Source organism: Enterobacter cloacae complex sp. SHL012 (assembly GCF_049237505.1).
Lineage (GTDB): Bacteria > Pseudomonadota > Gammaproteobacteria > Enterobacterales > Enterobacteriaceae > Enterobacter > Enterobacter kobei.
In genome coordinates this window covers 149,654-162,752 of record NZ_JBMKIZ010000005.1, presented here as the reverse complement: position 1 = coordinate 162,752, position 13,099 = coordinate 149,654, and the positions used below count along the sequence as shown (strand labels likewise).

Genomic DNA, 13,099 nt, shown 5'->3' with positions numbered 1-13,099 from the left:
TGTATCATTTCGCGGTAAAATCTTTCTCTTCAGGCAGGGAACTCAGCGTCCGGATTTCGACATATGAGAAAGGAAACGACAGCATGAACACCCGACATCTGGTCAGTCTGGTGACTGGCATACTTATCTTTTCTGTGCTGGTTCCCATTTGCCTGAGCATCTGGCTGGCGCATCGCCAGGCGGAAGAGAAATTTGTCGATGCGCTGGATAACTATGCTTCTCGTGTGCTGATACGAACCGACAGGGTCCTGGCTCAGGCAAAAGATGCGCTTAATCATCTGCAAACGTATGACGGCGTGCCGTGCAGCCCTTCGCATTTAAAAGAGATGCGCCGGGCCGCGTTTTCCTGGCGATATGTCCAGGAAGCGATCTATACCGACAACCTGAAACCACGCTGCTCCTCGCTGGAGCAATCCAGCCATGCCTCCCCCTTCCCCCCACCAACGCGCATTACCCGGGATGGTTACAGCGCATGGCTGACGGCGCAAAACGATCTGGGATTTCACCGCTACATGGTTGTGCTGGGCAAAGGCCGCTACCTTGTCATGATCGATCCTGACTCGCTGGTGGATGTGATCCCCTTCGGGGAAATAGCCATCGATGCCGCCCTGGTCGGAACCGCAACACACCGCATTTTTGCCAGCACTAATCCACTCGCGCCGCATATCCGCGAGATGATTCAGGAACGAGAGGGAGACCGCGTCCAGTACAACGGTTCAATGTACGTGATGAAGCCTGTCCCTGAGTTGGGCTTTAACGTCGTGACCTGGGCTCCGCTCAAACCTTTGGCTGATACCTGGCACAGGCAACTCCTTTTCTGGTTACCGTTTGGCATGTTGATAAGTTTGCTCGCCGCACTGTTTGTCTTGCGGATACTGCGTCGCATCCAGTCGCCCCGCAATCGCCTGCTTGACGCCATTAACAGCCGGGATTTTGTGGTTCACTATCAGCCCATCGTGGCGCTCTGTAGCGGGAAAGTGGTGGGGGCAGAGGCGCTGGCGCGCTGGCCTCAGCCAGATGGCAGCAGCCTCTCACCGGATATTTTTGTTCCCCTTGCTGAACAAACCGGGCTCATCTCGCAGCTCACGCAGTTAGTCATTGAAAAAGTGTTTGAAGATATGGGCCACTGGTTGCAACACCACCCCGAACAGCATATCTCCATTAATCTCGCCCCCGCCGATTTGACCTCCGGCAAACTGCCGCCATTGCTGAGTCAGTTAATGAATAAATGGCAAATTCACCCCCGACAAATCGCCCTTGAGCTCACCGAACGCGGCTTTGCCGATCCCAACATTAGCGCCCCGGCTATCGCCGCGCTGCGCCATTCCGGTCACCCTGTCTATATTGATGACTTTGGCACAGGCTACTCCAGCCTGAGCTATCTGCAGGATCTCGACGTAGATACGCTCAAAATTGATAAATCGTTCGTGGATGCGCTGGAGTACAAAAACGTCACGCCGCACATTATTGAAATGGCGAAATCGCTGAAGCTGGCGATGGTGGCGGAGGGTGTCGAGACCGAAGGGCAGCTCGCGTGGCTGCACCGTCATGGGGTGCAGTATGGGCAGGGGTGGTTCTACAGTAAGGCGCTGCCAAAGACGGAATTTATTCTGTGGGCAGAAAATAACCTCGGGAAGTATTCTGACTAAGCCCCGCGGACACAAAATATGGCCGCGGGACTGCCCGTCAGACCGCCTTCTGACGCCAGATGAAGCGATAACGAAGCTGGCGCGTCTGCAGGAGAAATTCCGGCGAGACGCTGGGGCTCCAGGAGTCATCGCCGCCCACGCCCATGTGGAACGCGTCGAGGTTGAGCCAACACCCCGGCTCTTCGCGCAACAGGTGATGATGGGTCGTCTCGCGCAACTGCTGCTGGCTGTAGCGGCTTATTGAGAAGTGGAACCGGCCATTCAGCAGATGCGTTCCTGCCACAAGTTCGCGGGTATCGCAGCGCAAACCATTTTCCGTCGGGAAGATATACGGCGTGTGCATCGCCTCCAGGGGCAATGTCCAGCGCCCCTGCTGTGCCGCCAGCTTTCTGTCCGGGTAATTTTCGTGCGGCCCCAACCCCAGCCAGTGAACGTTTTCCGGCGCTTCGGCGAGATGAACGCTCAGGCCAATCCGCGCGGGTTCCGGGATATCAGACGCCATATCGACCTGAATATCACCATGCAGAACGCCCTGCTCGTCCACCCGCCAGGTTTTACGGCTCAGGAACAGCGCTTTGCCGTGGTACTCCCAGACATGCAGGGTATTGACCACCACCTCGCGAGCATGCTGCTCTGCATCACAGGACAGTACGCGGGAGGTGAGATCGTACATACCCGCTGCTTTCCAGCGTTCAACCCACGCGTTCGGATCGATTTTCGTCGCTTCGCTCACGCCAATGTCATTATCCAACGGCGCGCGGCTGAAGCTATCCGTCACGGGTGAAATCAACAGTGCCACGCCATCTCGCCACCATTGGGTCAGGTTTCCGGAAGTGCAATCGAACTGCCAGCGCTGCTGCTGATGCGTTATCTCCAGCATGAGGTCATGTTGCGTCAACACGGGAGGTTCGCCCGCAGACACTGTCGGCGCAATAAAGAGAGGAACCGGGAGCGGCCACTGCTCCCACGCGCAGCGATGGCCAGCCGGTGACCACGGCGTTGCCCGCGGCTGGCGAACCTCAACATTCAGCCAAACCTCTCCCGGCCCGGCCTTCGGCGCAGGCAGATCGAGCTCCAGACGCTGGGTGCCCTCGGGAGCCATCGCGAGCGTGACCTCGCCCGCGGCCAGCACCTCTCCATCACGTGCAATCGTCCAGCTCAGCACCTCGTTATCGGTGTGGCGGAACAGGTAGCCGCTTTGCACCTCAATCACCAGCGGAGCAGTGCTCACCAGCGTAAAGGTAAAAAACTGCTGGGCGCGCTGCGCTTCGTACAGCGCCGGATGCGGGGTTCGGTCGGGGAATACCAGACCATTGAGGCAGAACTGCCGATCGTTCGGCTTATCGCCAAAGTCTCCGCCGTACGCCCAGAACGCGTTACCCTTTTCGTCTTGCTTCGTCAGGGCCTGATCGACCCAGTCCCAGACAAACCCGCCCTGCAGGCGAGGATGATTGCGAAACGCCTGCCAGTATTTCGCAAACCCACCAAAGCTGTTGCCCATCGCGTGGGCGTATTCGCAGAGGATCAGCGGACGCGTTTCATCCGGCATGCCGATCCATTTCTTGATTGACCATTTAGGTACTGCCGGGAAAGGCTGATCCTGATCGACCCGGGCGTACATCGGGCAGACAATATCGGTCGCTGCCGTATTCGCCCCGCCGCCTTCATACTGCACCGGGCGCGTCGGGTCGGTGGTTTTCAGCCAGCGGTACAGCGCATCGTGGTTCGCACCGTGGCCGGATTCATTGCCCAGCGACCAGATAATAATCGAAGGATGATTTCGGTCGCGCTGCACCATGCGGGTCACGCGCTCGCTCATGGCAGGTAGCCAGCGCGGATCGTCAGCGAGGCGGCTCATCGGCACCATACCGTGCGTTTCGATATTCGCTTCGTCAACGACGTACAGCCCATAACGATCGCAAAGCCGGTACCACAGCGGATGATTAGGATAGTGCGAGCAGCGCACGGCGTTGAAGTTGTGCTGCTTCATGATTTCGATATCGCGACGCATGGTTGCTTCATCCATCACCTGGCCGTTTTCAGGGTGGTGCTCATGTCGGTTAACGCCGCGGATCAGCAGCGGTTTACCGTTGAGCTTGAGCAGGCCATTGCTGACGTCAACGCGGCGGAAGCCAACGTCGCATGCCTCGACCTCGACCACCTCACCCTGCGAGTTGAGAAGCGCAATCGTCAGGCGATACAGTTCCGGCGTTTCAGCACTCCACAGCGCAGGGTGCTCGACGGGGATCGCCACCGTTAACCGCTCAGCCCAGCCGCCGCGCTCGTCCACAATGGCAGAGCCTGGCCGCTGGGTCGCGCTGGCACAGCGTTCACCGTTGCGCCACAGCGTTATCGTGACATCGCACTCCGCGTAGCGAGCGCCTGTCAGCGCGACCGCCACTTTCAGCACCGCGCGGTCCAGCTCAGCGTTCAGGTCCGTCAACACATGGTAATCGGCGATCTGCGTTTCGGGTTTATGCAGCAAAGTGACGTCGCGGAAAATGCCGCTCATCCGCCACATGTCCTGGTCTTCAAGATAACTGCCGTCGCACCAGCGCAGTACCATGACCGCCAGGCGGTTCTCCCCGGCGCGCAGCGCCGCCGAGAGATCGAATTCGGCGGGCAAGCGGCTGTCCTGGGAATAGCCTATCCACTGTCCGTTGCACCAAAGATGAAACGCCGAGTTCACGCCGTCAAAGATAATGCGGGTTTGCCCGCCGTGGAGCCAGGCGTCATCCACCTCAAATGTGAGCGAGTAACATCCGGTTGGGTTCTCTTGCGGAACAAAAGGCGGCGTGACGGGAATGGGATAGGTGACGTTGGTGTAGATGGGCGTGTCAAATCCCTGCATCTGCCAGTTAGACGGCACGGGCATCGCAACGGCGTCCGCGCAATCTTCCGTTACCCATGCCTCCGGGACTTGCTCGGGTGCAGGAAAATAATTAAACCGCCACGCCCCGTTAAGAGAACGTCTGCTGACTGACTCCTCGTCGTTCAGGGCCGAGGATTCATGGCACCAGCTGTGTAACGGCGCATGAGCCGACAGCCGGTTCCACTGGGTAACGCCGGGGTTTTCCCAGTCCCGTCGGGCCAGAATGGCACCGAGCGTCGGTGATAAAGTGTTGGGCATACTAACCTCTTTGCGAAGCGCTCACAATTTTGGTTAACATGCCCTGGCACTGAGCGAGGGTAAAGCATTCCATCGCGGAGCAGCGAGTCAGATCACAAAGTTTTATTTACGCGCAAGCTGCTCTGCCAGGAGAGCCAGGCGTCTGAGCTGCTCCGCCAGATCCTCTTGTTCGGCCTGCTGCGGATGGCGGCGCGCGGTGGAGTGACGGATCACCAGCGTAACCGGCAGCTGAACCTGCCAGCACGCATCGCCCTGGAGGGGGTCCAGCAGCCACGTCACGCTGCGTTCGCCCGCCTGGCGAAACGCCTGGCGAACGGTCGTCAGCGGCGGCGAAAACCAGGCACTGTCGGCCGTATCGTCAAACCCGACTACCGATAGCTGGCCAGGGATCGCTACCCCTTTTTCCGCGCAGGCGCGCATCACCCCAAGCGCCATTTGATCGTTCGCCACCAGAATCGCCTCCGGTAATACCGTACCCGACAGCAGCATATGCCCTTTTTCATAACCGCTGGCCGCGCTCCAGTCACCGTATTCCACGGCAACCGCGTCAAGGCCGGCCTGTGCCAGCGTCGCTTGCCATCCGGCCAGACGCGCACGCGCAGAGACCGAGCTTTCCGGTCCGCTCAACAAAGCAATATGCTGATGCCCCAGCGAAAGCAGATGATCAACGCCCAGACGCGCCCCCTCCTCTGCGTTAAACACGAGGCTGTTTACCTGCGCTGAGGGCGATACATCCAGAAACAGCACCGGAACGGGCGATGCCAGCGCCCTGAGCTGTTCGGCGTGAGGATCGTCAAGCGGCACATTGACCAGCAGTGCTTCCACCCGCTGCGCCAGCAACGCCTGAAGCGCGGCCTGACACTGGTGCGGTTGCTCTACCATGGAAATGAGGACACTCGCCCCCTGTTCCGCTGCCCGGGATTTTACCGCCGAGACGATTTGTGAAGGCGCGTGCAGCGCCAGATCGGTCGTAATAAGACCCAGCGTACGGGTGCGTTTACCCGCCAGCTGTTGTGCCCGCAGGTTAGGCACATAGTGCAGTTCCGCCATTGCCTGCTGCACCTTTTCCCGCGTGCGGGCAGAGACATGCTCCGCGTCGTTAATCACGCGGGAAACGGTCTGATAAGAAACCCCCGCAAGGGAGGCGACATCATAAAGAGTGATTGCTTTCATGCATTCTGGCATCGCGATAGTCGAAGCGACTATTCTGCCACAGCGATGCCGTTAAAACATGTGAGCGCTTCGCAAATTAAACAACCCGTTCCGGCTGAGGAACGTTCTCATTGCGCGACTTCTGGCGGAACCAGGGCATACAGAGCTGAATAAGCGGACCAATGGTCAGGGCATACAGTACGGTTCCTACGCCAAACGTACCGCCAAGCACGCACCCAATCAGCAGGACGGACACTTCGATTGTGGTTCGCACGCTGCGAATGGACCAGCCCAGCCGGGCGTGAATGCCTGTCATCAGACCATCGCGCGGGCCGGGCCCGAAACCGGCACCAATGTACATACTGGTGGCAATCGCGTTCATCACAATGCCCGATACCAGGAAAGCGATTCGCACAGGTAACGAACTCAGCTCGGGGATGAGCGCCATGCTGGCGTCTGCCGCCAGACCGATACAAATCACGTTACTGATCGTGCCGAGTCCGGGCATCTGGCGCAGGGGGATCCACAGCAGCAGCACCGCAGCGCCGGTCAAAATGATCACCGTCCCGATACTCATCCCCAGCTGCAGCCCGACGCCAAGGTGAAATACATCCCACGGATCAACCCCCAGATCCGAGCGAATAAACATCGTGGTAGAGAGGCCATACAGACCCAAACCGACATAAAGTTGTAGCAGACGACGTACCATTTTTTATCTTCTCCCGATAACCAGGCTTTCATCCTGACCTAAAATGGCACTATGATTAATGTCCAGTTTTCAAATAGTGGACTGCATATGTCATCACGCCGCTTTGGAAGTCAGTCTCTGGTACGCCTTTTAGGCCACTGGCAGCAAGCTTCATCCCGCACCCCGCTCTGGCGCCAGCTGGCTGACGCGTTGCGTCTGTTAATCCTTGATGGCCGACTGGCATTAAATACGCGACTGCCGGGTGAGCGTGAGCTGGCTACGGCGCTGGACGTGAGCCGGACCACCGTCAGCAGCGCCCTCGCCCATCTGCGCGAGGAGGGATATCTTGAAAGCCGCCACGGCAGCGGGTCGCGCGTGATCCTCCCGGATACGCGCGCCGTTCCTACCCTTTCAGCGGCGAGTGCCGCACTGGATCTCTCCACTGCCGCCCTCAATGCCGGGCCAGAGATCCACCAGGCTTATACCCACGCGCTGACGGCTATTACCCAGCACCTCTCGCTGACGGGCTATGACCAGCTTGGGCTGCCTGCGCTTCGGGAAGCTATAGCGGCACGCTATACCGAACGGGGTCTTCCCACCCGCGCAGACGAAGTCATGGTGGTCAACGGTGCCGTCAGCGGTTTTGCGCTGATATTGCGGATGTTAACCGGGCCGGGAGATCGCGTCGTGGTCGATCACCCCACCTATCCGCTGGCGATTGCCGCCATTCAGGGGGCGCAGTGCCGGCCCGTTGGGGTGTCGCTGCCGGATACAGACTGGGACACGGATGGTTTTGCCGCCACGCTTGCCCAGACCGCACCGCGCCTGGCTTACCTGATGCCTGATTTTCACAACCCAACCGGGCGTTGTATGGATATCGCCACCCGTCAGGCGATCGCCGATATTGCCGCACAAACCCGCACGACGCTGGTTGTAGATGAAACGATGGTCGATCTCTGGTTTGACTCGCCCCCACCGCCACCGCTGGCATCATTTAACCGGGAGGCAACCGTCATGACATTAGGCTCCGCCGGAAAAAGCTTCTGGGGCGGGCTGCGTCTCGGCTGGATCCGCGCCTCTTCACGTACCATCGCCACCCTCGCCCAGACGCGAGATACGCTTGATCTGGGCTCGCCGCTGCTGGAGCAACTGGCGACGCTGTGGCTTATCAACAATAGCGAACGTTTTCTGCCCGCTCGCCGCAAGATGCTTGCGGAACGGCGCGATCGATGCAGTGAACTGCTGCGTGAACATTTTCCCGAGTGGCGATTCCATGAGGCGGAAGGCGGACTTTCTTACTGGATCGAACTTCCCGGCATGCTGGCGACACAGCTTGCCGCGCGGGCAGAAATCATCGGGATTAACCTGGGAACGGGCACACGGTTTGGCTTATCGGGGGCGTTTGACCGCTTTTTGCGCATGCCCTTCTCGCTGGAGCCAGCGGAAATGGAAGCGGCGTTACTGCGGATTAAACCCTTATGGCGTGTATTACATTCAAATGAGCCAGCCATCAAACGCAGTCTGGTTTAAGAATAAAAAGTTTGAAGGGGATCATAAAATAAAAACTGCTGACTGTAATATATGCAGTCAGCAGTTTTCACTGGACAACAATTAATGTTGCGGAGGAATAGGGAAACCTTTCAGCGAAATAACGAAGTTATCACCGTCTTTCTTTATTTTTGCACCGGTATCACACCAGTCAGACGCAATACGAAAGAACTCATCGCTTCCAACATTCCAGCCAAGACGTACATGCTTCACATAGCCTGAGCGCAAGAGATCGCAGGCCTCGTTGTAGTCACTGGCAGTTGACAGTTGTTGTTTCATTTTCTCTTCTTCAGAAGTTTACGTAGTGCTTTGATTTCTTTAGGAGTAAAAGGAGAAACACTCTCTTCTTCCGTATGCTGATTATCAATATCTTCTTCCGATACTCCCGCCTCTTCTACTGCTTCAAACGCCAGCAGCAGCAGTTTCTCTGTGGTCACGCTTAAATTCTCGTTATTCACTTCCGCATAGTGGCGAAGCCTTTCTTTTAGCGCGTCGTCAATTTTAACATTTAAAACCGCAGTAGCCATGTTTGTCACTTCCCTTCGGAATAAGTACTTTATGTAATACACGAAGTTAACACTGTTATCCAGATTTATATTTTTTTGAATTTTGGTGTTAAATAGACGTCCAATTATAAAATGCCAGTCTATTATTACAGGTTTATGACAATAATATTTCAGCACGATGAAATATATATTACAGCGTATAGGCGTTATAGTATTGTGGAATAATGACTACAGAGAGAGGTAACGCAGGAAGGTTTGTACGAGGCCGTAAATGGGTGGGGGCCCTGCCAGCTACATCCCGGCACCCACGTCGTCTGCCCTGGCTGCTTCCTTCCGGACCTGACCTGGTGAACAGAGTAGCGTTGCGGGAGAACCAACAGAGCCCCCATTGAGAGCGTTGATAACCAACGCGCTGGCGCATTATCCCTGTGCGAAGACCCAATTGCAAGCGACCCGGAACCGGATGCTGGTTTATTGCGCAAACAGACGCAGCAATCAGGGCAATCTTCGTTTACCATGGCTGTCCAGATGATCCCCACAGGTGCAGGTATGGACGAACACGACTCCTTTCCCCAGCGCGTATGGCAAATTGTGGCCTCAATCCCGGAAGGCTACGTCACAACCTATGGTGATGTCGCACAGCTGGCCGGTTCACCGCGCGCGGCGCGACAGGTAGGCGGCGTCCTTAAACGGCTGCCGGAAGGAAGCACGCTGCCCTGGCATCGCGTGGTGAATCGTCATGGTGCCATCTCGCTGACCGGACCGGATCTCCAGCGTCAGCGCCAGGCATTACTGTCAGAGGGTGTGCAGGTATCGGGATCGGGACAGATAGATTTGCAAAAGTACCGCTGGGTGTACTAACCCCTCCCCCGAAGGAGAGGGTGATAGCAACAATTACATCTGGGTCGGTGGGGTTGGCAGGGACGGCTGATTGGTCTGTGGAGCAACCGGCACTTCGGTTTGCTGTACGGGAACCAGATTCAGGTCGACTTTAGTCCCACCGTGGTTAATGGCTTCCTGAACCGTATCGGTAATAAAGACCAGCTTATCGTTGATCGTTACCGCGGCACTCAGCAGGATACGGGCATTCGGCTGTACGTCTGACGGGTTATATGGCAGGACGAAGCTAAATGGCGCCTGCTTACCTTCAGTACGAACCGCACGCTGAGCCAGGACTTTCGACGGCGCGTCGGCCAGAGAAGCATCAGACAGCGTGACCGTTAATACCGCATCCGGCGGTAAAGCGACTCTCTGTTTGATCCAGATGGTACCGGAAACATTAGGCTGCTGAATGGATTGCTGTGAAAGGGTATTAATCCCGTTTGGATCGGCTGCAGGTACCGGCACCTGGGCGCTCTTACCGGCACAGGCGGACAACGCCACCGCAATAGCTACACCACTTAGCATAGGCACGAGTTTCATTGAAGTCTCCTTATCATCAATGCACCAGCGGGATCGATCCCATCCGATGTCGTTTCAATCACATAACGTATTCAAGTGTGGCACAGATCACCGATTAATGCCTGAAAACGTGCCGATATTAAGATTATTCTACCCATCGGACCACTTACATTTCTGCGTTATACTCAGCCTATCTTTCGCTACGGCGTTTATTGAGGACAACTATGAGTCAGGCACTGAACAATCTGCTGACATTACTGAATCTGGAAAAAATTGAGGAAGGACTCTTTCGCGGACAGAGTGAAGATTTAGGCTTGCGCCAGGTCTTCGGTGGGCAAGTCGTTGGACAAGCGCTGTACGCGGCAAAGGAGACCGTCCCGGCAGACCGTCTGGTGCATTCGTTCCACAGCTATTTCTTACGCCCTGGCGATAGCGCAAAACCGATTGTGTATGATGTTGAAGTTCTGCGTGACGGTAATAGTTTCAGTGCCCGCCGCGTAGCGGCCATTCAGAACGGTAAGCCCATCTTCTACATGACCGCCTCGTTCCAGGCACCGGAACCGGGATACGAGCATCAGAAAACGATGCCGCCGGCACCGTCGCCAGACACGCTCAAATCAGAGACCGATATCGCCCGTGCGCTGGCGCATTTGCTTCCGCCACAGGTCAAAGAGAAATTTCTGTGCGATAAACCGCTGGAGATCCGCCCCGTCGAGTTCCATAACCCGATGAAGGGTCACACCGCCGAGCCGAAACGTCAGGTCTGGATCCGCGCCAACGGTACCGTGCCGGAAGATTTCCGCGTGCATCAGTATCTGCTCGGGTATGCGTCAGATTTTAACTTTCTGCCGGTGGCGCTGCAGCCGCACGGCGTCGGGTTCCTCGAAAAAGGGATGCAGGTCGCGACCATCGACCACTCCATGTGGTTCCACCGTCCCTTCAACATGAATGAGTGGCTGCTTTACAGCGTGGAGAGTACGTCGGCATCGAGCGCTCGCGGGTTTGTGCGTGGAGAGTTTTATACGCAGGACGGCGTGCTGGTCGCTTCAACGGTGCAGGAAGGGGTAATGCGTAATCGCGGTTAATAACGTGCGGCCTGATGCCCTCACCCTGGCCCTCTCCCACAGGGAGAGGGAATAAACATTAAAAACGGCAATCGAGATTGCCGTTTTGCTGTTGGTTATGCGTTATACGCATTCTCACCGTGGCTGTTCACATCCAGACCTTCGCGCTCCTGCTCTTCCGGTACGCGCAGACCCACAGTCATGTCCGCCAGCTTGTAGCCAATAAAAGCGACAACGGCAGACCACACCACAGTGATAGCAATACTTTCCAGCTGCACCAGTACCTGATGAACCATAGTGACACCTTCTGCATAGCCCACGCCACCCAGCGATTTCGCGGCGAAGATACCGGTCATGATACAGCCGACGATGCCGCACACACCGTGCACACCAAATACATCGCAAGGGTCATCAACGCGCAGCACGCGTTTCAGTGCCGTAACGCCCCACAGACCTGCAAGACCTGCAACCAAACCTACCAGCAGCGCACCACCGACACCCACATAACCACAGGCAGGCGTGATACCGACCAGGCCCGCGATTGCGCCAGAACAGGCACCCAGCAGGGAAGGTTTACCGCGCACCGCCCACTCACCGAAGACCCAGGAGAGGATCGCACCGGCTGTGGCCACGACGGTGTTCACGAAGGCCAGCGCGGCGATTTCGTTTGCTGCGCTTGCAGACCCGGCGTTGAAGCCAAACCAGCCAAAGTAGAGGATCGCGGTACCGGTAAAGACCATCGGCAGGTTGTGCGGTTTGAACGCTTCTTTACCGAAGCCCACGCGTTTGCCGATCAGGTATGCGCCAACCAGACCCGCTACCGCAGCGTTGATATGTACGACGGTACCGCCCGCGAAGTCCAGCGCGCCGTGCGTTGCCAGCAGACCGCCGCCCCAGACCATGTGCGCAATCGGCACATAGGAGAGCGTCAGCCAGACCACCACAAAGATCAGAACGGCAGAGAAACGTATACGCTCGGCCAGTGCGCCTACAATCAGCCCGACGGTGATGCAGGCGAACGAGCCCTGGAACGCAACGTGAATATACTGGTAGAAGCTGCCCATCAGCGCGGTCAGCTCAATATTTTTCAGCATCACCCAGTCAAAGTTACCGAAGAAGGCGTTGCCGGTGCCAAAGGCCAGCGAGTAACCGTAAACCACCCACAGCACGCAGACCAGTGCGAAGGTCACGGCTACCTGGGTCAGCATGGAGAGAACGTTTTTGCCACGGATCAGACCGCCGTAGAACAGGGCAATCCCCGGAATTGACATGAACAGCACCAGCGCGGTGCTGATCATCATAAAGGCGTTATCGGCTTTATCTGCCACCGCAGGGGCAGCCAGCGCGAGGCCCGGCAGCAGTGCCAGCGAACCCAGACCCGTTTTAAGTGTTGCTATCTTCATTTTCTCGATCCCTATCACTGTGTGCCAGGAGTTACTTACAGTGCCGCTTCGTCAGATTCGCCGGTACGAATGCGAATGACGCGCTGCAGTTCGGCAACGAAAATTTTGCCGTCGCCAATTTTGCCTGTGTAGGCCGCTTTGCTAATGACATCAATGACTTCATCAAGCTGATCGTCAGCAATCGCGACATCAATTTTTACTTTTGGCAGAAAGTTAACGCTGTATTCCGCCCCGCGGTAAAGCTCGGCATGACCCTTCTGACGACCAAAGCCTTTCACTTCGGTGACAGTCAGTCCCTGAATACCCATGGAAGACAACGCTTCACGCACGTCTTCGAGTTTGAATGGTTTGATTACAACCGTAACCAGCTTCATAGATCCCCTCCAGTCAGAATTCGGTAATGGCCGCAGCTTACGCAGAAGGTATTGCAAGGGGTGTGCCAGAAATGAAAACCAGAAGGAACTGCGGTGCAAAGAGCGCTACACGGCCTTGATAAACGAACCGGTGAAAAAAAACGCACCATGCCGGTGCAGGGTGCGTTTCCGTTTTGCACCAACA

The 13,099-nt window shown here is 56.7% G+C and carries 12 protein-coding genes and 1 other RNA gene; 4 read left to right on the top strand and 9 right to left on the bottom strand.

All coding sequences use genetic code 11. The features are described 5' to 3' along the window. The first annotated feature begins 83 nt into the window (after positions 1 to 83). Complete coding sequence (locus ACOTY9_RS17480; protein ID WP_348565988.1) at positions 84 to 1,649, top strand: EAL domain-containing protein; 1,566 nt, start codon at positions 84 to 86, stop codon at positions 1,647 to 1,649. Between the two features lie 37 nt (positions 1,650 to 1,686). On the opposite strand, the gene ACOTY9_RS17475 is transcribed toward ACOTY9_RS17480, so the two are convergent. The 3 genes from ACOTY9_RS17475 to ACOTY9_RS17465 all read right to left on the bottom strand — a co-directional run bounded on the left by ACOTY9_RS17475 (position 1,687) and on the right by ACOTY9_RS17465 (position 6,640). Next, complete coding sequence (locus ACOTY9_RS17475) at positions 1,687 to 4,779, bottom strand: beta-galactosidase (protein WP_348565987.1); 3,093 nt, start codon at positions 4,777 to 4,779, stop codon at positions 1,687 to 1,689. Between the two features lie 102 nt (positions 4,780 to 4,881). Next, the gene (locus ACOTY9_RS17470; RefSeq protein ID WP_348565986.1) at positions 4,882 to 5,952 is read right to left on the bottom strand and encodes a LacI family DNA-binding transcriptional regulator; all 1,071 of its coding nucleotides are present in this window, start codon (positions 5,950 to 5,952) and stop codon (positions 4,882 to 4,884) included. Positions 5,953 to 6,028: 76 nt separating this feature from the next. After that, on the bottom strand, positions 6,029 to 6,640 hold the full coding sequence (locus ACOTY9_RS17465; protein ID WP_014882793.1) for a YczE/YyaS/YitT family protein: 612 nt from the start codon (positions 6,638 to 6,640) through the stop codon (positions 6,029 to 6,031). Positions 6,641 to 6,727: 87 nt separating this feature from the next. Between ACOTY9_RS17465 and ACOTY9_RS17460 the strand changes: the two genes are divergently transcribed. Next, entirely contained in the window at positions 6,728 to 8,149 is a 1,422-nt protein-coding gene (locus ACOTY9_RS17460; RefSeq protein ID WP_348565985.1) for a PLP-dependent aminotransferase family protein, read from the top strand. An 81-nt stretch (positions 8,150 to 8,230) separates the two neighbouring features. Here ACOTY9_RS17460 and ACOTY9_RS17455 read toward each other — a convergent pair whose 3' ends face one another. The 3 genes from ACOTY9_RS17455 to ffs all read right to left on the bottom strand — a co-directional run bounded on the left by ACOTY9_RS17455 (position 8,231) and on the right by ffs (position 9,052). Further along, positions 8,231 to 8,446, bottom strand: coding sequence for a hypothetical protein (locus ACOTY9_RS17455; RefSeq protein ID WP_023310588.1), 216 nt, complete (start codon positions 8,444 to 8,446; stop codon positions 8,231 to 8,233). Next, positions 8,443 to 8,694 carry a hypothetical protein gene (locus ACOTY9_RS17450; RefSeq protein ID WP_023310587.1) on the bottom strand — a complete coding sequence of 84 codons (252 nt, stop codon included), beginning with the start codon at positions 8,692 to 8,694 and terminating at the stop codon, positions 8,443 to 8,445. The genes ACOTY9_RS17455 and ACOTY9_RS17450 overlap by 4 nt, the downstream gene beginning before the upstream one ends. 261 nt (positions 8,695 to 8,955) lie before the next feature. Next, positions 8,956 to 9,052: signal recognition particle sRNA small type (gene ffs / locus ACOTY9_RS17445), an RNA gene on the bottom strand. Positions 9,053 to 9,222: 170 nt separating this feature from the next. On the opposite strand from ffs, the gene ACOTY9_RS17440 reads away from it, so the two are divergent. Then, entirely contained in the window at positions 9,223 to 9,534 is a 312-nt protein-coding gene (locus ACOTY9_RS17440) for an MGMT family protein (RefSeq protein ID WP_014882790.1), read from the top strand. 33 nt (positions 9,535 to 9,567) lie between these two features. On the opposite strand, the gene ACOTY9_RS17435 is transcribed toward ACOTY9_RS17440, so the two are convergent. After that, positions 9,568 to 10,095, bottom strand: a complete 528-nt coding sequence (locus tag ACOTY9_RS17435; protein WP_014882789.1) for a YbaY family lipoprotein — start codon at positions 10,093 to 10,095, stop codon at positions 9,568 to 9,570. A 203-nt stretch (positions 10,096 to 10,298) separates the two neighbouring features. Between ACOTY9_RS17435 and tesB the strand changes: the two genes are divergently transcribed. After that, the gene (tesB, locus tag ACOTY9_RS17430) at positions 10,299 to 11,159 is read left to right on the top strand and encodes an acyl-CoA thioesterase II (protein WP_014882788.1); all 861 of its coding nucleotides are present in this window, start codon (positions 10,299 to 10,301) and stop codon (positions 11,157 to 11,159) included. 95 nt (positions 11,160 to 11,254) lie between these two features. On the opposite strand, the gene amtB is transcribed toward tesB, so the two are convergent. After that, positions 11,255 to 12,541, bottom strand: coding sequence for an ammonium transporter AmtB (gene amtB / locus ACOTY9_RS17425; RefSeq protein WP_014882787.1), 1,287 nt, complete (start codon positions 12,539 to 12,541; stop codon positions 11,255 to 11,257). Between the two features lie 35 nt (positions 12,542 to 12,576). Continuing rightward, complete coding sequence (gene glnK, locus ACOTY9_RS17420; RefSeq protein ID WP_008503304.1) at positions 12,577 to 12,915, bottom strand: P-II family nitrogen regulator; 339 nt, start codon at positions 12,913 to 12,915, stop codon at positions 12,577 to 12,579. Positions 12,916 to 13,099: the final 184 nt, after the last annotated feature.

Excerpts from the sequence above, each read along its gene's own strand:
- glnK (WP_008503304.1), bottom strand. The coding sequence starts at position 12,915 with ATGAAGCTGGTTACGGTTGTAATCAAACCATTCAAACTCGAAGACGTG.
- ACOTY9_RS17455 (WP_023310588.1), bottom strand. The coding sequence starts at position 8,446 with ATGAAACAACAACTGTCAACTGCCAGTGACTACAACGAGGCCTGCGAT.
- ACOTY9_RS17480 (WP_348565988.1), top strand. The coding sequence starts at position 84 with ATGAACACCCGACATCTGGTCAGTCTGGTGACTGGCATACTTATCTTT.
- tesB (WP_014882788.1), top strand. The coding sequence starts at position 10,299 with ATGAGTCAGGCACTGAACAATCTGCTGACATTACTGAATCTGGAAAAA.
- ACOTY9_RS17465 (WP_014882793.1), bottom strand. The coding sequence starts at position 6,640 with ATGGTACGTCGTCTGCTACAACTTTATGTCGGTTTGGGTCTGTATGGC.
- ACOTY9_RS17475 (WP_348565987.1), bottom strand. The coding sequence starts at position 4,779 with ATGCCCAACACTTTATCACCGACGCTCGGTGCCATTCTGGCCCGACGG.
- ACOTY9_RS17470 (WP_348565986.1), bottom strand. The coding sequence starts at position 5,952 with ATGAAAGCAATCACTCTTTATGATGTCGCCTCCCTTGCGGGGGTTTCT.
- ACOTY9_RS17435 (WP_014882789.1), bottom strand. The coding sequence starts at position 10,095 with ATGAAACTCGTGCCTATGCTAAGTGGTGTAGCTATTGCGGTGGCGTTG.
- ACOTY9_RS17460 (WP_348565985.1), top strand. The coding sequence starts at position 6,728 with ATGTCATCACGCCGCTTTGGAAGTCAGTCTCTGGTACGCCTTTTAGGC.
- amtB (WP_014882787.1), bottom strand. The coding sequence starts at position 12,541 with ATGAAGATAGCAACACTTAAAACGGGTCTGGGTTCGCTGGCACTGCTG.
- ACOTY9_RS17440 (WP_014882790.1), top strand. The coding sequence starts at position 9,223 with ATGGACGAACACGACTCCTTTCCCCAGCGCGTATGGCAAATTGTGGCC.
- ACOTY9_RS17450 (WP_023310587.1), bottom strand. The coding sequence starts at position 8,694 with ATGGCTACTGCGGTTTTAAATGTTAAAATTGACGACGCGCTAAAAGAA.